Here is a 21,570-nt window from a genome sequence, read left to right on the forward strand (position 1 = left end):
CATTTTAAATTAGGAACTCCCATAACACTGTTTTGGGAGTTCTGTAGGAAATTTAGAATATCCATAAGTTGCAAAAGATTGGACCTCCTTCAACTGATGAGGCATAAGCACACAGAATAACAAAACGTTAAGGTAGCATTCTCTTTACATACTCATTCTGTTGTTATCCATTTCAACATCTTGATCATAACTCTCAAAACATTCTTCTTTTGTTTCTTGAGGTAACGATTGATAAAAAAAACTTGCCCCAGACTGGCTTACCAAAATAGAACTTTGATTCTCTTGAGGTATAGAGGGGGAAGTTGCAGGGAATTGTGTTTTTGTGGTAATGGGTTTCTTCGATAAATAGTGTATTTGTTCTTCCAAATGTTGAATTATTTGATGATCACTTTGTTGGGGGGCTTTGATCATTTGTAATGTTTTAATGGCTTGTTTATATGTTGCAATGGTATCTCTTACACGTTGATTTTGAACCTGGGATTTAGCGAGTGCTAAAAGCTGCATTGCCATATTACGATAAGCACCATCACCAGGTGTTTCATTGATTAAAACTGGGCTAAATGGGTGTTTATCAGCTGATAAGGAGAGTTGGCTTAACATGCTTTCTATACTGTGATCAATTTGTTGAACTTCATGAATTGATATTGTTTCAAACTGTTCGAAAAGGGCTTGTTCTTGTTTTGCAAATTGTCCTTCACCCAGTAGATGTTCATGATTAGCAAATCTGGATGAAGCAATATATGAAGCAGTTGAGAGTTTCTTTTCATAATGACTATGAAATTGCTTGAAATTAACAACTGGGTCACCGATATTTTGTTCCTCAAAGGTTTTTTCTTTAATACAGCCGAATGCTTTTATGGCATTAGCCATTGCCTCATCCCCTGCGGGTTGATTTAACGATTCATAACACGCATCGGCTAAATCAATATACAACTCGGTTAATTTTCTATAACTTTTATCATTGAGAGGAGTTTGCAGAAGTTGTTTAATAGCATCCAGATAACATTGAGCTGATTTTTCATATTCGGAGCTATTAAAATAAACGATAGCCAGATCATGATAAGCATCGGAAAGTTCATGAAAATCGTTTAATGTTTTATTAACAATGAGTAAAAATAAATTAATCCCTTGTAGGTATTTATCAATTACAGTTTTTTTTGTAATAACTTCACGATCCAGATATTTGGCATTTGTAATTTTTAACTTAGCTTGTTTTCTATATTCTTCATCCATAAAGACCTCCTGAAAGCATTAACATTAAATTAATTCACAAACAAAGTATCATCAACGGATACAAAAATACAATGGGAATCACCTTCCATGCGAAAAAGGGGGGAGCAGTGTGGATTGGGCTTTCTTGCAAAAGATTCCTGGACTTAACTATACGCTACTGCCATTAAATTAAGGATTTAGACCATTCCCGCGAAGGCGAGAATCTAATTTTTACAGTGGAATTACAGTTTTTCTTAACTCAATGCAGTGATGCTTCGCATATTCAAGCGATGATTTCTGTAACGATTTTATATTACTCTACTGCAATTAGGGTTGATAATTCGCGTAGTGCAACAAAGAAAATCGTGTAATCAATGCTTGAACTGCCGAGTAACATTTCCAGCAATTTTTCCCATCGCTGTTGAATAAAAGGGTTTTTTGAGAACCAATAAGTAATCAGTTCCTCCGAATTAAGTCCTTTTTGATTGTTCATCACAATGACAATGGTAAGGCGACGTTGCAAATTGTCCAATTCATCACGCAAAGATAAGCGTGCCAGACTATTCCAATGGCCTTCACGAGAATCATTACCAATTTGATCACGGAACCAAACCAGACTAAACTTGCTGCCTACTTTAAAATAAACTTCGGCAGTTCTTCCCAAGTCAAATTTATTTTGTGTCGCAACTTCCACTACGTTTAACACGGTGTACATAGCACGTGTAGCAGCGATCTTTTTTGCAGCCTCTTTGGGTAAACCGATGTCTACAAACTGAATAACGGTTTTATCAAGATATTCTTTCGTAACCCCTGCCATCAAATTAGGAATTGATTCTTCAAGTTTGGCTATAGATTGACTGTAATGGGCAATATTATTGCTAATTCCGCCTGCAAGACGTTTATGGTGCAAGAACCATCGAGATGCCAAATTCATTAATTGTCTTACGTGGTGAAGTAATTCATATTGAGTTTGTACTGTTACTTTATAATTAAGCGAATCAATTAATTGGTGTAATTCATCTATCCCATAAGCCTTGGAAGCAATAATATAAGCACGGGCAATGTCTGCTACTGATTGTCCAGTTTCCATTTGTAAGCGGTACATAAAGGTAATACCCATGCTATTAACAATTTGATTACTGAGTTGCGTAGCAATAATTTCACGACGCAAACGATGGGTTTGCATTGATTTGGCATAGGATTTCATCAACATTGAAGGGAAGCCTGTTTCCAGTATGGTTGCAAAATAGGGGTCATCGGGTAAATCAGATTTTAATAATTCACCCGTAATATAAATTTTTGTATAAGCCATAAGAATTGACAATTCAGGGCGCGTTAGGCCTTGGCCAGCGGCTTTACGTTCCAAAAGATGTTTATCATCAGGAAGAAATTCCACGTTTCTATCTAAATGCACCAATCCTTCCAATTCTTTAATGTATGCTTGATATAAACCGCTATAAGCGAGTGCATTAATCGCAGAAAAACTTAAAACCAACGCTTGATTGTAATTATCTTGTAAAACGAGTCGGGCTACTTGCTCCGTCATTTTGGTAAGCAATTGGTTGCGTTTTTTCTCAGTAAGTTTTCCTTGATTCATTTCCTTATTGAGTAGAATTTTAATATTCACCTCATGGTCTGAGCAATTTACTCCTGCTGAATTATCAATTGAATCGGTATTGATCAAACCACCTGTAAGTGCAAATTCGACTCTTCCAAGTTGAGTAAAGCCAAGATTACCGCCTTCGCCCGCAATTTTGCAGCGCAACTCATTACCATTAACACGGCAAAATTCATTTGTTTTGTCACCTACATCGGCATTCGATTCAGTTGATGCTTTTACATAAGTACCAATACCGCCATTGAACAACAGATCAACAGGGGCTTTTAAGATTTCTCGAATCAATTCATTGGGCGTTAATGAATCTGCATTAATATCAAGTACTTTTTTTACTTCGGGGGTAATGGTAATGGACTTGCTTGAACGTTTGTAAATACCACCACCTTTGGAAATTAATCGAGGATTGAAATCTTCCCATGATGAAGTGGGTAAATTAAATAAGCGTTGGCGCTCTTCAAAAGATTTACACCCGTCAGGATTGGGATCAAGAAATATATGGCGATGATCAAAGGCTGCAATCAAAAGAGAATGGTGGGTATAGGTTAGACCATTACCAAATACGTCCCCACTCATGTCTCCAATGCCAACAACCGTAAAATCTTGTTTCTCAATGTTAATATCGATTTCACGAAAATGCCGTTTAATGGACTCCCATGCGCCACGCGCTGTAATCCCCATTTTTTTATGGTCATAGCCCGCAGAGCCACCTGAAGCAAAGGCATCTCCAAGCCAGAATTTGTATTCTTTGGCAATGTCATTTGCAATATCTGAAAATGTGGCAGTTCCTTTATCTGCTGCGACAACAAGGTAGGGGTCGGCATCATCATAGCAAATGGTATTCAGGGGTGAAACAACATGGTCATTTTCAAAATTGTCTGTAAGATCAAGCAACCCTCTGATGAATGATTGATAACACGCAATTACCTCATGTTTTATCTGCTCTCGATCAAGCATATTAGTTGCTTTTTTTAAGATAAAACCTCCTTTGGCTCCAGAAGGTACAATCACTGAGTTTTTTACTTTTTGAGCTTTCATAAGACCAAGAACTTCTGTACGAAAGTCCTCGGGGCGATCGGACCACCGAATACCACCACGAGCAACTTTTGCGCTGCGCAAATGTATGCCCTCAAATCGCGTGGAATAGACAAAAATTTCATACATGGGTTGTCCGGGCGGTAAATCAGGTACTTTGGCTGAATTGAGTTTAAATGATAAATAGTCTTTGGGGTTACCATCAGCGTCTAGCTGGTAAAAATTTGTACGAAGTGTTGCTGTGATTAGAGACCAGAAAAAACGGATGATATGATCTTCATCCAGGATGGTAATGGCATCAATATCGGCTCGAATTTCTTGCTCCAATTCAACCCGTTTATTTTTATTTTTAGCATTCTGTTTCAGGCTAAATTTTAAACAAAAGAGTTCAATTAATTTTTTGACAATGGGTGCATAGTTGGAAATGGTTTTCTCAATATACTGTTGGCTAAAGCGAAATCCAATTTGTTGCATATATTTGGCATAAGCACGAATGATCACTATTTCACGCCAGGATAATCCCGCACCTAAAACCAATCTGTTAAACCCATCATTCTCACAAAGCCCCACATTTATTTTTATCAAGGCTTCGTTAAAATTGTTTTTTACTTGATCCAGGGTGAGTAAATTGGGGGAGGAATAAGATACATTAAAATCACCAATCCATATAAACTGGTTGGGTTCTATCGAAATTTTATAGGGTCTTTCAGTATAAGTTCGTAATCCCATATTCTCAATCATGGGTAAGATATCCGATAACGGAATAGAACTGCCATATCGATAGACTTTAATGTGTAATGGATGTTCGCCACGTGGTGATTCAAAAAAAACAATCGTTAATGGGTTTTGTAGTGACAGATTATCAATTTGCGAGAGATCTTCTATTGCCTCTTCAATGGTGTGTTGTTCACAATAACTCATTGATAATGCCGGAAGATATTTTTCAGCAAATTTTTTCCCCTTTTTCATACCTAATTGTTTTATTAGCTTTTGATGCAACTGATCTTTCCATGAGCGTTCCATTTTTAAATCTCACACAGGTTGGCTGGTGTTATTCAATAAGTATAGGACATGAAATAAATCGCATGTAATGGGTAAAGCTGCTTCGGATAAATTTCGAGTTTCCATTGCATTTCACCTAATTCACTCTCAGAAATGAAAGATGTCTATTGACTCATTAGAGTTTTATTGTGACCAACAAGCCTGTGGCGCTCTGGTGGTATTGAGTCCATTAACAGTCAAGGTTAAAGTGCTACATGAAACGCCATTCTGTGTATCATTTGCCTGGGAGCCTTGGGCGGTTGCAGTAAGGGTATAACCTGTTGCTGTATTATTAGTGGCTGATAAGGTGTAATATCCATTTTCTGTGGTAGTCACTCCCCCCCAAACATCTGCCAAGGTACCATAAGCCGTATTTTGACCACGGTATTTTTCTTCTTCAAGTTGGATGCTGTTTAGGGCGTTAATCCCTTCTGTTCGTCTAGAATGCATAACATAATTAAAGTAACTTGGCATACTTATCAAAACAAGAATAGCAATAATAGCCAGGGCGATTACTAATTCAATCAATGAAAATCCCTCTTTTTTATTCTTGAAATTATCCATTTTAAGAATTCTCCATAATTACTCTCTTTAATCTTAGACTAAACTAATAATATACATTACTCATTTTGAGATTGCTTAAGAAAAGGGAATTCCTTATGGCCGTTCAAAGGATTGGCACAAATAAACTGAGGGGCTTTAGCTTTCTCGAGATAATGATCACCATCGCGATACTCGTAATCCTTATGGGGATTGCTTTTCCTTCCTACACAAATTTTATGAATCAAAAGCGCGTAAGGACAGGGACGGAGGAATTGTATAATTATATTAAAATCGCACAATCAGAGGCTCTTACTACAAAGAATACTCTTTATCTTAGTTTCAGGCCAACAACCTGGTGTTATGGACTTAGTGATACCGCTCCGTGTGATTGCACCGTAGTAAACAGTTGTTTGGTTAATGGCATTCAAACCATAGTACAAAGCAGTGACTACTCAGGTAATCCTGTTGCCCTTTCTATAACTGGATTTTCAGGCTCAGCTTCTGCCCCTTACATTATTTTTGACGGATTTCATGGAACAATTACATCTGGAGGTTCTATAAATGTTAGTCTGTCAGATAAATCAGCAACGATTAATGCCAACAGCATGGGGCTAGTTACTGTTTGTTCCAATACTGTTTCAGGATATCAGACATGTCCTTAATAACGATTAAAAAACACAGGGGTTATACCCTGCTCGAGATACTAATAGGAATTGCCATTGGCTTATTCTTGTTAGCAGGCAGTATTGCGATTTATATTTCCTTAATGCGTTCTTTTTACAGTGTCATGGCAGTTAACAGATTGGATCAACAATTACGTTCCGCAATGAATATGATGGTCATCGAAATACGACGAGCGGGCTATTCCGCAAACGCTGCTAATGATATAGGTTCTGGGACTATTACTAATCCCTTTATGGCATCTGCTAATGATATTACTGTTCCTGTTAGCAGCTGTATCTTATTCACCTATGACACAGATTCAAATGGCACTATGCCTTCATTAAATTCCGCGGGTTATGACAAACGCTTTGGATTTAGGCTCTCGAATAATGTCTTACAAGCAAGAGCAGCAACAGACTCATTTTTTGATTGTAACAACGGCAATTGGATCAATTTAACTGATCCCAATCAGATCCAGGTGACTAATTTATCTTTTAATCTGACACCTACGGTTATCACATTAAGTAATGGAATAAGCACGCTTACGATACGAAATGTTACTGTTAATTTAACAGGTAGTTTGATTTCAGATAATTCAGTGAGCCGCACTTTTACCCAAGTAATACGAGTACGTAACGATAAATTTCAGCCCTGAATTATAGGAGGAGGGTTATTGCTATGAAACATCAACGCGGCTATGTTTTGCTTGCTACATCAATGATGATTCTACTGGGAATTGCAATAACTGCACTATTAACCATTAAAACAGTCGATTTTGATCAAAAAATAGAAAATAATTTTTATCGAACATCGCAATCTTTTATGGCGGCTGAAGCCGGTTTGGAGTATGGATTGGCCTATCTGGAAGCCAATAAAACAGCCATTCTTGTTGATACGAACAATGATGGTTTTATAGATACCTACACCAACGCGCAAATAACCAATGTACCTTTTAGTAATAATACCACCTATACCATCACTTATAGCAACCCGGTTTTCACTAATTTCAACCGCATTACAGTAACTTCAAAGGGAACGGCTGATAATAACAGCTCTTCAACCACTATAGTTCAAATTATGCAGATTTATCCCTTTGTACCTGCACCTACACCAGTGCCTCTTCTTGTAAAAAATAATGTGAACTTGAGTGGTTCCCTGACTATTACCAATACGACAACTGGGACAACCATTTGGAGTGGGGGGGATACGATTTTAAGCGGTTCAGCAAGCACAGCCTCAAATACAAGTTCTGGCTCCAATAGTGCTGGTCTTCAGACTGATGTGGTACACAACGATTCAAGTATAAGTAGTTTGAGCTCGGATCAATTTTTTAGTGACTTTTTTGCTACTACAAAAACTTTAGCACAACAATCGGCGGATATTACCTATACTAATAATAGTACTACAAATTACAGTGGTCTTTTAAATGGAGTTGTTGGTCAATCGATTTGGATTAACCAAACAGGAGGAAGTTCTGCCAGCTTCTCGGGTAGTGCCACGATAGGTTCTCCTACGAATCCGGTTGTCTTGGTAGTTAATGGTTCTTTGCAAGCTAATGGCAGCACTACGATTTATGGTATGGTTTATATAATAGGAGATTGGAATAATAGCGGGGGAGGAACATTGGATATAATCGGTGGTGCCGTAGTAGAAGGTTCTATAACATCTACTGGTTCACCCAATATTACTTATAGCACAACGGTCCTGAATCAATTGAACAAAGTAGGGTCTTTTGTCAAGGTCCCAGGATCTTGGCGAGATTTTTAAGGATTTATAGTTGAGGAGAGAGACGATGAGCACTCATCAATTCAACTCAACCCCTAGCAAACAGAACGGCTTGGGATTGGTTGAAGCCATGGTTGTTACCTCGTTATTAATTTTTGGGATGGTTGCTGGCAGCAAGACGGAAGTGCACCTTATCAAAGCCAAAGCAAATACCAATCAAGATTATCTGTCCACGCAATTGTTTAATCAAAAAATGGAGCAGTTGCGTAATTATTCCACGATTGCTGGGTATAATGCGATTACAACGGGTTCTGATATTACTACCGAGTTCGATTCCACCTTTTACCGCACCTGGACGATTACCAATAATTCTAAATATAAAAAAGTAGATCATCTGGTGACCTGGATCAATTCTAATAATGAAAATTTATCTTTGGTATCCGCAAGTTATATTAGCCAAAATGATCCAGCCCTCAGTGGCCAATTGTTTAATTCTACTTTCACCAGTACTAGCTTACCAGCTATAGGTTCAGGAGTTCCTAATGCAAATCCAAACCCCAATCCTCCTTCTGTCCCATCCGGAACTACCTATACCGTCACAGTTCCTAATACGAATATTGTGCTCACCTATGATTCAAGTAATAATGTCACATTAATCAATAATGAGCATGCTGTAACTCTTTCAGGAACGATTGCTCTGGGTACAGGAGGTAACGCACCTCCTAAAACGGTTGATCTGTCTAATGTCACTATATCCGTTGATTCGTCCAACTCTCAAGTGGCAACCTGTTTTTACGTTGGATCTTCAGCAGCCTTTAATTGCATAATGGCTTCCAGTTGGAGTGGCCGTGTTTTGTTGGGAGGAGTGAGTGATGTCAACGTGTGTACCAGTAATCAGCAACCTTATATCAATCTGCTTACTTCATTGAATAATCAAGATTACCTGATTATTAAATCAAATAGAAACTGTCCTTCCAGTAATCCCTTCTTATTGCAGTCTCTCTAAAAATATCAGGACTTACGAAAAACTCCAATCTCTTCGTTAAAAAATGTTTTTAATTCGGTTATTTAGTCTATCTAAACTCCCGCATTAAAAACATTTTTTGCTTCGACCTTGGGGTTTTTCGTAAGTCCTGAATATATTATCTTCGCACACTTCAAAATCTTAGGGGCGGGAAAACCAAGAAATAAATTGATTATTTCCTATAATTAAAAGATTTATAATGCCATGAGTTTAAAGACCTTGAACGACTTACTGAATTTTTAAAATCGTTTGCAAAGTTTCGCTGAGCACATTAAATGTGTTCTCGAAAAGTAAAAAATTTATGTCCCAGATACGTAGTAAAAGTGGGGAAAACAAGCCCAATTGCGTGTGCTATTTCTAAAGTGAATGATTTAATACCCAAAGCAGGCAAGATATGATAGGCAAGAAATAAACTAACAAGCCAGGTTTGCAGCATACCAATTAAATTAATGAGGATAAAAAACAGAATTGATCGTAAAAAGGTTTGCTGACTGTTCTTGAATACAAATAATTTACCCAGAATAAACGATGCAATCATGCCTGTAATATAGGCTAAGATAATTGATAGTGAAAAACTGAACTCATAGCTATAGAAAATTCTGCTGCAGAAATTTACCGTAACTGCAATTGCTCCTGCCACTATGAAGGTAATGAACTGTTTTGACTTAAAATGACGTAACACAAAATACTCCCGTCAGTTTTATTTCATGTATTTAGAATAAAAGCCCAATCAATATAGACAGATTTTCTTAAAACAGTTTCTATTTCGTGAGATTAACTCTTTTTGAATTTATTCCAAATTTTTTTCCCTATCCAAAAAATAATCAAAAAGATACAAATCCATAATAATAGTAATGGTAAAACGTACACAAAAAATGTGATCAAACCATAGGTAAAATGATGTAATTGATCGATCAATGCATGATAGGAGTCAATAAATGTTTCAGTTATTTTCCACTGTTTTTGTTGTTCCGTTTGAATAATTGGGTTCATGCTTAAGTTAATATTTATCAATGAATAAGCTACTGACTCTTTGAAATATTTAATTTGTCCCTGGATTACATCAATTTGTCCTTGGGTGTCGCTTAGTTGCTTAAATACACTAAGAACATCGGATGTATTATTCGCGCTAGCCATAATTTTGGATAGCTGTTCTTTTGCTTTTTGTAAATTACTGAGCTGGCTTTGTAAATCGACAAATTGTTGTGTGATGTCTTCACCAGTTATTGATTCTTGCATGACTTGGGTTGCGAGTGACTTCAAGGCAGTTAGCGCATTATTTAAGCCTTGGGCAGGTACTCTTATGCTCATATTTGCAGTAGTATTATTGGCTTCATCATTATCTTGAGTTAAGTTGGAGCTTACAACATAACCCCCTGAGTTTTCCGCTAATTGAAAGATTTTTTCCATTGCTGAATTAATGTTATTAACTTGCAAGGAAATATTCGCATTACGAATAATCATACCCCGCTTCACATTTTCTGAGGGTTGATTTCCAGAAGACTGGCTTGTAATACGCATTGCTACAGAGCTAACGGCGTAATCAGGTTTTCCAACTGCCGCTTGCATTGGCAAAGGACTTCCCCTATACATTGTCGTTCCAGCTCTACCAAACCATTGGGAGATAAAAAATAATATAGCCAGAGTCCCAATGAAGGCTAAAAAATAAAGGATAATTTTCTTCATTATTATTTCCACTCTTTACAATGGATCAACTAAAGTGTGGCAAAGGTTTCTTGAATTGTAAAATAATCAGGACTTACGAAAACCCAATCTCTTCGTTAAAAAATGTTTTTAATTCGGTCATTTAGTATATCTAAACTCCCTCATTAAAAACATTTTTTGCCTCGATCTTGGGGGGGTTCGTAAGTTCTGATAATTTGACTATTAGTAGGCTGATAAAAGTAAAAAAAGAAAAACCAGCAATTTGATACAATAAATTGCTGGTTTGCTTTGATTATATGTCAAAAAGGTAAAAAATTTTTATCTTATTATGGCTGTTTGTCACAAAAAGCGACGCATACTTTATGCTCTCTGACCTCGCCGCCGCAGGCTGAATAACAGGACCTATAGGTCGACTCACAATGACAGGAGTTGCTACAACTGCTGCTTCGATCAAAATCAGTCACAGATTTACTAATTGGTAGCCCCATTCTTTTTTGGTCCTCTTTATATTGCTTGTATTCAAACATCGCATTTTGTTGGGCTCTCATGCGGCAATTTTCATTGTCTACCCGACAACTCTGTTCGCAATCATTTTTACCTTGAATACACTGGGCAGTACACATTTTTGCTATATCTGATTTCGGCGGAACAAAACTGTACTCGGTATTATAGATAGGACCACAGGCAGTCAACATGCCAGCTAAAACCAAAATAGAAAAGATGAAGAATTTTTTAAGCATATTATCCTCTTTTGATGAGTTATGTGAAGCAAATAGTTTGGTATTGTGGCCATATAAAATGCAGATGAGTTTCAAACAGAACAAGCCAGCCGTAGTTTAGTAATGCCTAGTTGAAAAAGCAAGCAGGTATCTTACCTAAAAAGACTCAAGATCTTAAAATAAAGTATCGTTACTTTTATTGATACTTTGATATATAATTAGCCAACTTTTAATCGTGCAATGATCATGCTACGCATTATCAACATCTTAATTTAAAACAACATGGATACTTCATTTATATTTGGCTTTTTAAGCGGTTGTTTGACTACAGCCCTAGGTGGATGGCAAGTACAAAAATTCGTGAATAATAGAAAAAATTCGGAAAATATAAAGAAGAAGAAAATATTAGATTTCGATAGGCTTTTTAATGATTATCCTCATTTTATGAGTGTCATTAAAAATGATGTTACTAATCCTGGTTGCAAGCATATAAAAGAGTTTTTTGTAGTCGATAAGGAAGCAATATTGAATTCTTCAATACCTCGATTTCGATATGAATTGTCTCCAGATATCCTCCCGGCTTTAAATAGATTGGAGGAATTAGGTTATATTGAAAAAATACAAAATAATTGCCTGCATTATAAAATCGACGAAGAGTTTATAATGCAGCTTAAATCAATAAATTGATACTTATTAATTCAATGAAGCTTTAAGAAGTTGTAGTCTGTTCAACAGATGCCGTAGGTACTTGATTCTTGGCATTTTTGTGAACCCAATAAACCAATACTGTTCCCAAAAGAGCTCCCAAAGGTATAACTACTAATGCATGATGATAGGATTGAATACTGTATTGCCTCATACCATCTGCAGTGAAACTTCCCTCCCAGTAATAATCCATTAAGTTGCCAATTAAAGTATGAAAAAATGAGCCACCAAACATATTGATACAATTTAAAAAAGCTATGGTTATTCCTAAATGTTTTGGGGAAACCAGTCTGGATCCTGCCGCAAAGACAATGACTTGATAGCAGCACATGAGCCCAATTGCGAAGAATAGAATACTAAGCATCCACCAATTACTCACGCGATCTGAGAGAAGCACGAGAAATGCTAAGGTCAACCCAATTCCGCAAATGCCTATTACTGTATAATTCCCTAATTTTTTGCTCAAAAATGCAAGTATTGGTCCACCAAATAACATACCAACAAAGATAAATGATACGAGCAGGGCGGCATCAGATTTTGCAAAACCATAGGCAGTAGTTAAATAGGATACCCCCCAAACATCCGCAAAACCTTCTAGTGCGCCAACCATGAGTAAATTTGCCAGGGCCAGAGTCCATAATATTCTTGAGGTGAATAAAACAGATAAATAAGATAGATTTATTTCATTCGATTTTGTGGTTTCAATATTCTTTGGAGTACGTAGGACTAAATATGCCAAAAGTCCTATGGTGATAGAACAGAGTGCAAGTACCTGTCCTACATGTTGACCACCGTAAGTTGCGATCAATTGCGTTACTGGCTTACCTCCATAGACTGCTCCTAATAACCCAACACTAAAAGAAAATCCAACCATTTGAGAGTATTGATTGCTATTGAACCATTCAGAAATAACTTTGGATACTCCTAAAAAACCAACAGCAGAACTGGCTCCGATTAAAAATCTACTCAATAAGGCTAGATAAAAATTATTGGTTGAGGTAAAGAGTAAGGCACCTAATCCACAAAGTAGAGTAAAGATAAAAACCACTCTTTTGGCACCAAATTTTTCGAGCAATATCGCCATGGGAATTTGCATTCCGGCATACCCATAATAATAAAAAGCAGCTAAGAGACCAAAACTGGCTGCATCTATTGAAAATTGGTTCATTATTTGGTGCATCATCAATCCTGGCCAAAGACGCAAAATAAATTGAAGTGCAAAAAATGAAAGTGGAAAAAACCACATGATAAAGGGCAAGTAATTGTTTTTTAAATTTAAATAGTTAGTTTGAGTCACGATACCCTCCAGTATTAATAAAGCAATAATTCCAATTACCCGAAAGTTCCTCCCTAGAGAGGTTCGGGAATAAGAAATAGCCAACCGCTCTAGGGTAAAGAGGGCAAAATAATAATAATGTCTACTGAAGAGATTGTTGTTGGTAATGAATCATGGCATGGCGATACCTTTGCAGTGAACACTGCAGGGTACTTATTGCTTTTGTTCGTATCGCGGTGATTCATATTGATAGCAGTTTGGTAAAATTTTATCTATTATTGGGTTAACATAGCAAATTGGCCTTCGCTGTGTCAATTTAATTTTTATAGAACGCTATTTTCAATTTGTCGAAGATTGTCTTTGAGCAAAAGAAATAAAATGAAATGTCAACAGACATTAGAAGGAAGTGTATTTTTTGTTCGCATTCTCTCTTTACTAGGGGCTAAAGCTTCAGCCGCTTTTTATGGCATTTTTAAATCACATTGACATCAAATAAGTCCGGTTGATAGTATGCGCGACTATTTATTCTTAAATAGGAGTTTGCATGCCTAATCCCTACAATCATTTTCTGAAATTAGAATTAAATGATGCTGACATTAAGCAACTGAAAGATGCTTTTTATGGCAAAAAGCCACAAGAAATGGATAATCACCTTCTTGAATTAGAATTAAATAACGAAGATCTTAGTGAATTGGAGCAAGCTTTTTATAGTAAAAAGTCACAAGATGCGGTGCCAGCGGAACCTTTAAACAAAAATAAATCCTTGCAAATACCAGAAGACGGTAGTAAACCCTCTTTGAAAAAGAGAAAAAATTTCTTTGGGTCTGAACAAAATAAGCAGATGAAAAAATATATGTTTAAAATTGACCTTGATATAAAGACGAATCAGGATGATATTGAGGAAAAAAATAAAGAAGATAACACAGTTTCCACAGATCAAAATATGTTTCGTCTGGATGTTAAAACAGGAAATGTAACCCAATATCATCAACGTACAAAATCAAGAGGCCCCCAACATCGTTATATATTTAAATTTAACTCAAACACTGGAAAACTTACCAACCCCCAAGAGGAACAGGAAGACTCTTCTTTTTCAGTAAGCAAACCTTCAAAATGAAGCAATTTATTAATCGGCAAACAGGCTCGATTTAAGTCGAGTCTGTCTTGTTGGTGAAGCACTATTTCAGGACTTACGAAAAACCCCAAGGCTTAGGTAAAAAATGTTTTTAATGAGGGAGTTTAGATAGACTAAATGACCGAATTAAAAAAATTTTTTAACGAAGAGATTGGGTTTTTTCATAAGTCCTCTATTTTTGAAAATTAAGTCAAATAGATTACGTTTATCAAGATGGCATTAATAATTATAAAGCAGGTACTATAGTTTTGAGATCAGTGATCATAAAATTTGTGGTAGTGAGTGCCGGTTGGGGTAGGTCCAATATATACGACCTGCACTCACTATTAAGATACATCATTTAGTTACAATAACTGATTCTGGCATATTGACTCTAAGACCGATTAATACAGTATTTACATTCGGCCTGTAACGTCCTCGTAATGTTTCATCAGATAACGGTTCAATTTGAGTTCGTTCCGTACTGTTGTACTGAGTGAACTGATACGTTAAGAGTAGATCCAGGTTATGATTGAGTTTGGTGATTGCTCCTGCTTTTAAACCACCGCCGATTAACCATTTCTTGAAATTCGCGCTGACTCCAACATTCCCAGCCGTATTGTCCATGTTAACTGCAAAACGGCTGCCTGAAATTCCTGGTCCTACAAAAAAACGAGCTGACTCATTATATTGGTATGCGGGCAGTAAAAAGAGGGAGAATCCATATTCTAATTTCTCTTCTGCATCAACGTCTTCATTAAAGAACCATTCGTTAATTTTATACCGTGATTTTCCAATAAACAGATCCGCATCTGCTTCTAAAGCAGTAGAGAATTTTGTGCTCAATGGCAATTCATATCCTGCTAAAATTTGTCCGTGAAAATTAGTATATGCGTTGTTAAAACTGGAAGAAGTGGGCAAACCTTCTTCAAGAGGATAGCTCAAATCTTTGTGAACAGTAACTGTATTAATACCTAAATTAAGACCGGAATATACGCCTGTATATGCATTACATGAGAGGATACAAGCGATGATTGTTGATATTGAATGTTTATTCATATTAAGCCTTTTCTATAAAATACTGGGAATAGTAATTGGGTTTGAGGTTTGACTCATGCGGCTTTCATTCGTCGCAGTTATCGTGACCTTAGGGATTCTTTTTGGCGTCAGGATGTTTTCAATGACGAAGCGATGATTCTTGATATCCAATTTCACGGTTGCTCCAGGTAAACCATTCACTGTATAGACATCATTGGATATGGGAATACACTCAGCATATGAGACAAATGCTTTACTGGTGTTCATTGGATTACGCTCGGCTGCTGTCAATACCGGTGCTTTAGCTGGAGCTGCAATGATTGAGAAATTATTTTTTGAAATATTAAAGAAGGTTCCATTGCTCGCCTGCACCATAATACGGGCTGTAGTTGTGTTTAAATTAGGGGCGCAGATTTCTTCGTGCCCATTATTTGTTATGTTGGATAAAAGGGTATAGGGAAATGTTTTTCCGCCATCAGTAGATAAAAGGATGTTTACATTTTGGGCATTAACCGGAGTAAAATTGGTATTGGCAACATCCCAAGTAATTGTTTGTGGCGATAAACCTATCCAGTTGATGCCTTTGCTAGTAGGGGAGGTCACGATAAAAGGACCCGCATTAGTGGTTGTTGTTACAGTTGTATCAGTATATGCATTGCAAGAGCCTCCCGGAGTATTCCGACGTACTGAAACTCTGAATTTCATAATACGAGAAACTGAAGGTAAAACTTCCCATGTAAAAGGACCTCCGTTACTGAGCGCGTTGAGATTAGGGACGAAACGTGTGCCTGTCGGTTGTGGTGAGAAACTTCTAAAATTGGGTCCCCCTGTTGCTGTGCTGACTGGAGGCTGGGGAGAGACTTCATTATTCATTTGTTCCCAGGTATAGGTTAATACTTCAGTGCCGCCACTTTTAGTCGCTGATGCAGTCAAAGCAAAAGGGGTTTGCGCAGGAATTGTAACTCCTGCATTAACACTAGTAATTACAGGAGCATCAGGAATGTCTGTTGTAACAGGGCAGGTATGCGAGGGACTGGAGACAAAAGTGCCCATTTCTTGAAGATTAATGCCATTAAAATAAGCATCTGAATTTTTTTGAACATTAGGGGCGCAAATTCCAGCATAGCCCATAATGGAGCTACCACTTCCAGGTTCTACGGCTGTGGGTCCATTCCTTTGACAGCTATTGTTTTGTACGTGATTTGCGCCAAATTGATGTCCCATTTCGTGTGCTACATAGTCAATGTCGAAAGGGTCTCCTACAGGCTTGGCTTGACCAGTAACCCCTCTTGCTTTACGTTCATCATTACAAACACAGGCTAGCCCGGCATAACCGCTTCCTGCTGAATCTACAACATGGCCTATATCATAATTAGGTGCACCAATAACTTGATTCACATTCTCTTGATTCTCATTGATCATCTTTTCGGGAACACCGTGTGTATAGGGCTGATTATTAGGATCTGTATAGATAATAAGATTATTATTAGCAATAATTTGCATTGTAATGGCCATATCAATTTCATAAACACCATTCACTCTGTTTATCGTGGTTGCCTCTGCCCCCAATGCATCGTTTACTGTTCCGCCTTGAAATTGAGTGTATTCTGCTGTTGCTGCCATGGCTAGGCGGTATTTTTTGAGTTGGCAAGGATTAAAACGAGCGAAATGTTTTGAACTAACAGGCGAGGTTGCAAATTGATTTTGACTTTGGACGCCGCATTTCAAGTGCTTGGAGGTTATAAAGTCCTTTTTATTATAAACAATATAATATTGAGTATTTTTTTTTCTTAAGGGATCAATAAAAACCGGACTTTTTCCTGGTCTGAGAATCATCGCATGGAATCCCTGCGGAGTAAGATCCAGTTTGACGAAATCGCCTGGATCAGTAACCCCATAAGCATCATAGGTTTTAATTGTGGGGAATTTTGCACTGAGTTCCGGATGTAATGTACTGTTTTCGACAACTTGATACAGCTTAGTAGTTCCATCGGGCAAAGGAAGGGCAATTTGTGATGCAGTTCCTGATTTTAACTCATCTCGATGGGGTACGTTTTCCAGTTCCGCATACAGTTGGCTGAGGTCAATTTCAACAAGGCGAAAATGACTCGCTTGTATATTATTTTCCGTCTTGGTGGATATTGCTGATGGATTCACATCTTTAAAAAAATCCTCAATCACTTGATCTTGTGCAAAAGCAATGGAACAAAACAGTATGAGTGCTGAAGAAAAAAGCGTCCTTGTCATTATTTATCTCTAAGTAGTTGAGAGACAAAATGTATCATTAGAATGAACAGTATTCAAATTAGGAATGAATTTTGAGGGCTTTTTGGCACCCCCCTGCAGTGGTAATCCAATACTTATCGGTTTGCTCATCACTCCACACCTCAATATTGTCAGCGCATTGTTTTAACGCTGTGAGTAAAGGGGCAAAATCAAAATGTGCCCCATGTTCCGTGCAATTTTTCTCAAGTTCTGCCAGTTGTTGAGCTGCCATAATCTTCATATTTTGATCACAATCAGCCAATAACAATTTTAACATACCGGTATCTAATACCCAGGCCCCGCCCTGACCAATTCACGATAGTTCCTCTATTACTGAGGAGCAGTATCCTATTGTATAAACTATATTTTTCTTAAGACGGCTTTCTTCTTTCGATTCCTTGCTTTAAAATCCTTCTATTCATTACTGAGATGATAACAATGATTTACCAATTGAGAAGGTAAGCTTTGTCCATTATATTGAAACTCAAAAATGAGGGTGCTGTATGTGGCGTATATTCAAAAGATCTTATCTGGCGATAATTTTACTTACTGTAAGTCCTGTTCTTTCGGCAAGAGCCATTATCGATGCTGATGTCCTCCAAACTTTAAAACATTCCAGATCCTCTTCACATGCTCCTTTATCACTCCTGGTTTTTTTACATAATGCCTCGGAGAAAGAACCATTTATTGAACAGTTAAAAAAAACTCCCAATGTAAATGTAAAAGACCTCGGTTTTATGCCTGCAGTAGCAATACAAATTCCCAGAGATCGTACCTTGCTCTATCACATTGCTAATTTAAATGCAGCAGCACAAATTTCTTCACATCCAGCAGCTATGCCAGAGTTGGATGTTACGGCCCAAGTTTTAAAACTGACACCCTCATCCTTTTACCCTAATGTGAGTAATTGGTGGGCCCATGGTTATACTGGTCAAAAAGGAATTATTGGCATAATCGATACAGGAGTAGATCCTTTGCATTCTGCTTTATCCGGTAAAAGATTAGTAGTGCGCCAAGATGTAGGTTCTGGATATTCTAATCTGATTAATGGTGTAAAAGAGCCTCATGCAACAGGCGTCGCCTGTATTTATGCCAGTAATCATGAGAAATATAAAGGGATTGCTTATGGCGCTTCAGCCATCGTATCTGGATTAGCTGGAGAGGAAACTGCTGATCCTGCAAGTATTATGCGTACGATGGAAACTTTGGATTGGATGTTGAATCGTGCTGAACTGAAACCTACCATTATTAATTACAGTATGGGAAATGGTCGGCTCGATTTAAATTGTCCTGCTTGTCCTGAATGGAGTGGGCTAGCAAAAGTGATGGATTATGTAGTAAATACTCAAAAAATCCTTTGGGTAAAATCAGCAGGGAATGCTGGATACATAGAGCCAGCGCATCAATTTACCTTTGCCTCCACATTAACAGTCCCTGGTGATAATTATAATGCGCTTACTATTGCCAATATGAATACGCTGGTCACTGAAAATGAATCTACGGTAAAAACTGTAGATAGAGCCAAACATCATATAAAGAATACCAGTAGCCGAGGTCCTACACCTTTTGGTAGACGTAAACCTGATTTAACTGCCCCTGGCCATGATACGATGACGTGTGCTCCTGACCCTAAAATTTATGGTTTTGTCTATTCTAATGCGATGAACTATAAAGATGGTTATCGTCTCATGGGGGGAACAAGCTCAGCTGCCCCTCATGTAGGTGCGGCAGCATTGTTATTGCAAGATGCAGGGATTCAGAATCCTATGGCCATCAAGGCGTTACTTATTAACAGTGCGGATACTTGGACCGATGCGGGTTCAATGAATTCGGGACATACTAAAATTATGGGCTCAGCATGGAATCGAACGTATGGTTGGGGTTACCTCAATATGGAAAAAGCATTTCAACAAAGAAATAATATTGTGGAAAGCGAGTTGACCGTAGAACAGCCAGTGTGGGAATACCAAACTACATTGAAAAGAGGGCAAAAAGTTACCCTGGTTCATGAACGGCGCGTGGGATATACTGCAGAAGGGAGCGAATGGAAGCTTAGTCACCTGCAGATAGCCCTTATTGATGTGGAACATCAAAAAGTGATTGATATCGATACCAGTCCTATAGATACAGTGCACCAGGTTGCAAACTGTAAGCGTGAGCCGAATGAAACAAAATGTTCTGCAGAAAGTAAAACAATGAACGTTTTAGTAAGAGTTACATTATTAAATAAAGTCATAGACGGCAGCTCTAGCGAACCTTTTGCTATTGTGGTTCCTCCACAGGAAGGAGAAAATAGTTAAAGAGTCCCTTTTATTTAAAAATTTTTGCTAAAGACATATACTTTGTTATTTTCAAATACATGGATTTTTTATGCAAAGGACTTTAGCAAAACAATTTTTAGAGCGTGTAACGAAATATCTTAAGAAACAATCCAATCCAGCCATTATCAAAAATACTCTCCATGATTTTAGTTTAAATTCACTTGAAATTCGTGATCAAGGGTTCAAAAACTTCTTGGCTAAACTCACAGAAGAACCTATTGATTTGGAGCGACTCATTGAGTCTGTAAAAGAAGGTTTGCTAAACAATCCACCAATATGCGAGTTACTGGCTTTTATAGAGCACGAAGAATTAATTGCAGATCTAGAGTTAAATGAAATGTCAGAACAGCTGCAAATCCAGCTGAATTTATTATGTTTATTCGAGGCATTCGCAGTGACTATGGTAAACAGTTTCACATTGAATGAAGATATCTATAGTTTTACTACAAAACAAAGAAACACTTATTATCCTGGAAATCCCATCAATAATTTCTTTTTTTGTTCGAATAGAAATAACTTTTCTCTTTTTAAAAGCCTAAAATTAGTTTCTGTTGACCCCGTGATTACTGAAGGTGCATTTATTCGTGCATTAGGAGATGAGGAACTTAGTCAGGAAGAAATTGTTAAAAAATCAAAAGTGTTTATTAAGCAGCATGGATTAGCGCTGTGGAATGCCAAGATTTGTCCTCCTCCATTAGGTGAAATGCATGATGATTCAGTCAAAAATGTGAGTTTAAATATCTTGGAAGCAACTTGGGAAGAAAAGTATGAGGAGGATGGTCAACCGGCTGACAATGCTTTTGCAGGGGCTACGCTTATTCGTTTGTTAGAATGCCTTAGACCCTCTCACGGTTATTCTTTTAAAAATTTAGTTTTGCCTGAGGAAAGCTCAATAACAGAGGAGGGCGAATACAGCTTGTTACCTAACTTAATCATTAATCGACTTCCTAAAAGAGTCAGTCAATTTTATGTGTATAAAGAATGGATGCATTTGTACACTAGCTGGAATTTACTGTTTGTAATTCGCAATTTGGATAATAGCAAATTCCTGATGCTTAAACTTCTTATTCCCTCGGTATTGAATGCTATTCCTATGCAATATATGGAAACGCGGGTTTTTGCCCTTTATCTCATGGGTAATTTATACCATTTCAATAAATTAAGTATTTTTAAAGATGAAATTCATCTTGCTAATGGCAAAGCCATATTGGACAAATGGGGAGAAATAAATAAAAAATATGCAGATATTCTGCTAAAAACTTGTACCGCTGAATTAGATGAAACGCCTAGAGGTGTTTATCATGATATTTTCGGAGAGCATACTAATTTTTCATTAGCATATCATATAGCAAACTTCATTCGAGATTATGATAGTTTTCGGATTACCAATGACGAATCCCCTTCATATGCAATCGATGCGACATAATCCACGAGAATTATTCTTTTGTATCCATTTATAGAGGGATCTCATACGTTGATGTGTTGGTTTTTATTTATCTTCATGATAAAACTCAATAATTTTTATTAGGATCAGGACTTCGAAAAATCCCAATCTCTTCGTTAAAAAATGTTTTTAATTCGGTCATTTAGTCTATCTAAACTCCCTCAT

Annotated in this window: 18 protein-coding genes; 8 read left to right on the forward strand and 10 right to left on the reverse strand. The window is 37.3% G+C overall.

What is annotated here, in order from left to right:
• Positions 1-144 precede the first annotated feature (144 nt).
• The 3 genes from DGG96_RS01180 to DGG96_RS01190 form a co-directional block, all read right to left on the reverse strand.
• Positions 145-1,233, reverse strand: coding sequence for a hypothetical protein (locus DGG96_RS01180; RefSeq protein ID WP_233590456.1), 1,089 nt, complete (start codon positions 1,231-1,233; stop codon positions 145-147).
• Positions 1,234-1,525: 292 nt separating this feature from the next.
• Complete coding sequence (locus DGG96_RS01185; RefSeq protein ID WP_110141196.1) at positions 1,526-4,885, reverse strand: NAD-glutamate dehydrogenase; 3,360 nt, start codon at positions 4,883-4,885, stop codon at positions 1,526-1,528.
• 162 nt (positions 4,886-5,047) lie between these two features.
• Entirely contained in the window at positions 5,048-5,467 is a 420-nt protein-coding gene (locus DGG96_RS01190; protein ID WP_110141197.1) for a type IV pilin protein, read from the reverse strand.
• A 95-nt stretch (positions 5,468-5,562) separates the two neighbouring features.
• Here DGG96_RS01190 and DGG96_RS01195 point away from each other — a divergent pair, with 95 nt between their 5' ends.
• From DGG96_RS01195 to DGG96_RS01210, 4 genes are read left to right on the forward strand one after another with little or no spacing between them, the layout of a single operon-like run.
• Positions 5,563-6,108 carry a GspH/FimT family pseudopilin gene (locus DGG96_RS01195; protein WP_110141346.1) on the forward strand — a complete coding sequence of 182 codons (546 nt, stop codon included), beginning with the start codon at positions 5,563-5,565 and terminating at the stop codon, positions 6,106-6,108.
• Entirely contained in the window at positions 6,099-6,764 is a 666-nt protein-coding gene (locus tag DGG96_RS01200; protein WP_110141198.1) for a prepilin-type N-terminal cleavage/methylation domain-containing protein, read from the forward strand. Before DGG96_RS01195 ends, DGG96_RS01200 begins: the two co-directional genes overlap by 10 nt.
• Positions 6,765-6,787: 23 nt before the next feature.
• Positions 6,788-7,876 (forward strand): pilus assembly PilX family protein, encoded by a 1,089-nt coding sequence (locus DGG96_RS01205; RefSeq protein WP_110141199.1) that lies wholly within the window; start codon positions 6,788-6,790, stop codon positions 7,874-7,876.
• A 25-nt stretch (positions 7,877-7,901) separates the two neighbouring features.
• The gene (locus DGG96_RS01210; protein ID WP_110141200.1) at positions 7,902-8,840 is read left to right on the forward strand and encodes a type IV pilus modification PilV family protein; all 939 of its coding nucleotides are present in this window, start codon (positions 7,902-7,904) and stop codon (positions 8,838-8,840) included.
• 289 nt (positions 8,841-9,129) lie between these two features.
• Here the strand turns inward: DGG96_RS01210 and DGG96_RS01215 are convergent, their stop codons facing one another.
• The 3 genes from DGG96_RS01215 to DGG96_RS01230 form a co-directional block, all read right to left on the reverse strand.
• On the reverse strand, positions 9,130-9,540 hold the full coding sequence (locus DGG96_RS01215; RefSeq protein WP_110141201.1) for a GtrA family protein: 411 nt from the start codon (positions 9,538-9,540) through the stop codon (positions 9,130-9,132).
• Between the two features lie 92 nt (positions 9,541-9,632).
• The gene (locus tag DGG96_RS01220) at positions 9,633-10,544 is read right to left on the reverse strand and encodes a DUF4349 domain-containing protein (protein ID WP_110141202.1); all 912 of its coding nucleotides are present in this window, start codon (positions 10,542-10,544) and stop codon (positions 9,633-9,635) included.
• Between the two features lie 305 nt (positions 10,545-10,849).
• Entirely contained in the window at positions 10,850-11,263 is a 414-nt protein-coding gene (locus DGG96_RS01230) for a hypothetical protein (RefSeq protein ID WP_110141203.1), read from the reverse strand.
• Between the two features lie 261 nt (positions 11,264-11,524).
• Here DGG96_RS01230 and DGG96_RS01235 point away from each other — a divergent pair, with 261 nt between their 5' ends.
• A complete protein-coding gene (locus tag DGG96_RS01235; protein WP_110141204.1) occupies positions 11,525-11,929 on the forward strand; it encodes a hypothetical protein in 405 nt (134 codons plus the stop codon).
• A 22-nt stretch (positions 11,930-11,951) separates the two neighbouring features.
• Here DGG96_RS01235 and DGG96_RS01240 read toward each other — a convergent pair whose 3' ends face one another.
• A complete protein-coding gene (locus DGG96_RS01240; RefSeq protein WP_407656301.1) occupies positions 11,952-13,244 on the reverse strand; it encodes an MFS transporter in 1,293 nt (430 codons plus the stop codon).
• A gap of 523 nt (positions 13,245-13,767) precedes the next feature.
• Between DGG96_RS01240 and DGG96_RS01245 the strand changes: the two genes are divergently transcribed.
• Positions 13,768-14,340, forward strand: coding sequence for a hypothetical protein (locus DGG96_RS01245; RefSeq protein ID WP_110141205.1), 573 nt, complete (start codon positions 13,768-13,770; stop codon positions 14,338-14,340).
• Positions 14,341-14,694: 354 nt separating this feature from the next.
• On the opposite strand, the gene DGG96_RS01255 is transcribed toward DGG96_RS01245, so the two are convergent.
• The 3 genes from DGG96_RS01255 to DGG96_RS01265 are packed head-to-tail and all read right to left on the reverse strand — an operon-like array spanning position 14,695 to position 17,917.
• Positions 14,695-15,396, reverse strand: a complete 702-nt coding sequence (locus tag DGG96_RS01255; RefSeq protein ID WP_110141206.1) for an outer membrane protein — start codon at positions 15,394-15,396, stop codon at positions 14,695-14,697.
• A 12-nt stretch (positions 15,397-15,408) separates the two neighbouring features.
• Entirely contained in the window at positions 15,409-17,622 is a 2,214-nt protein-coding gene (locus DGG96_RS01260; protein ID WP_110141207.1) for a reprolysin-like metallopeptidase, read from the reverse strand.
• 58 nt (positions 17,623-17,680) lie between these two features.
• Positions 17,681-17,917 (reverse strand): hypothetical protein, encoded by a 237-nt coding sequence (locus DGG96_RS01265; RefSeq protein WP_110141208.1) that lies wholly within the window; start codon positions 17,915-17,917, stop codon positions 17,681-17,683.
• A gap of 226 nt (positions 17,918-18,143) precedes the next feature.
• Between DGG96_RS01265 and DGG96_RS01270 the strand changes: the two genes are divergently transcribed.
• Positions 18,144-19,940, forward strand: a complete 1,797-nt coding sequence (locus DGG96_RS01270; RefSeq protein WP_110141209.1) for a S8 family serine peptidase — start codon at positions 18,144-18,146, stop codon at positions 19,938-19,940.
• A gap of 70 nt (positions 19,941-20,010) precedes the next feature.
• Complete coding sequence (locus tag DGG96_RS01275) at positions 20,011-21,387, forward strand: hypothetical protein (RefSeq protein WP_110141210.1); 1,377 nt, start codon at positions 20,011-20,013, stop codon at positions 21,385-21,387.
• The last annotated feature ends 183 nt before the right edge of the window (positions 21,388-21,570 follow it).

This window comes from Legionella qingyii (genome assembly GCF_003184185.1).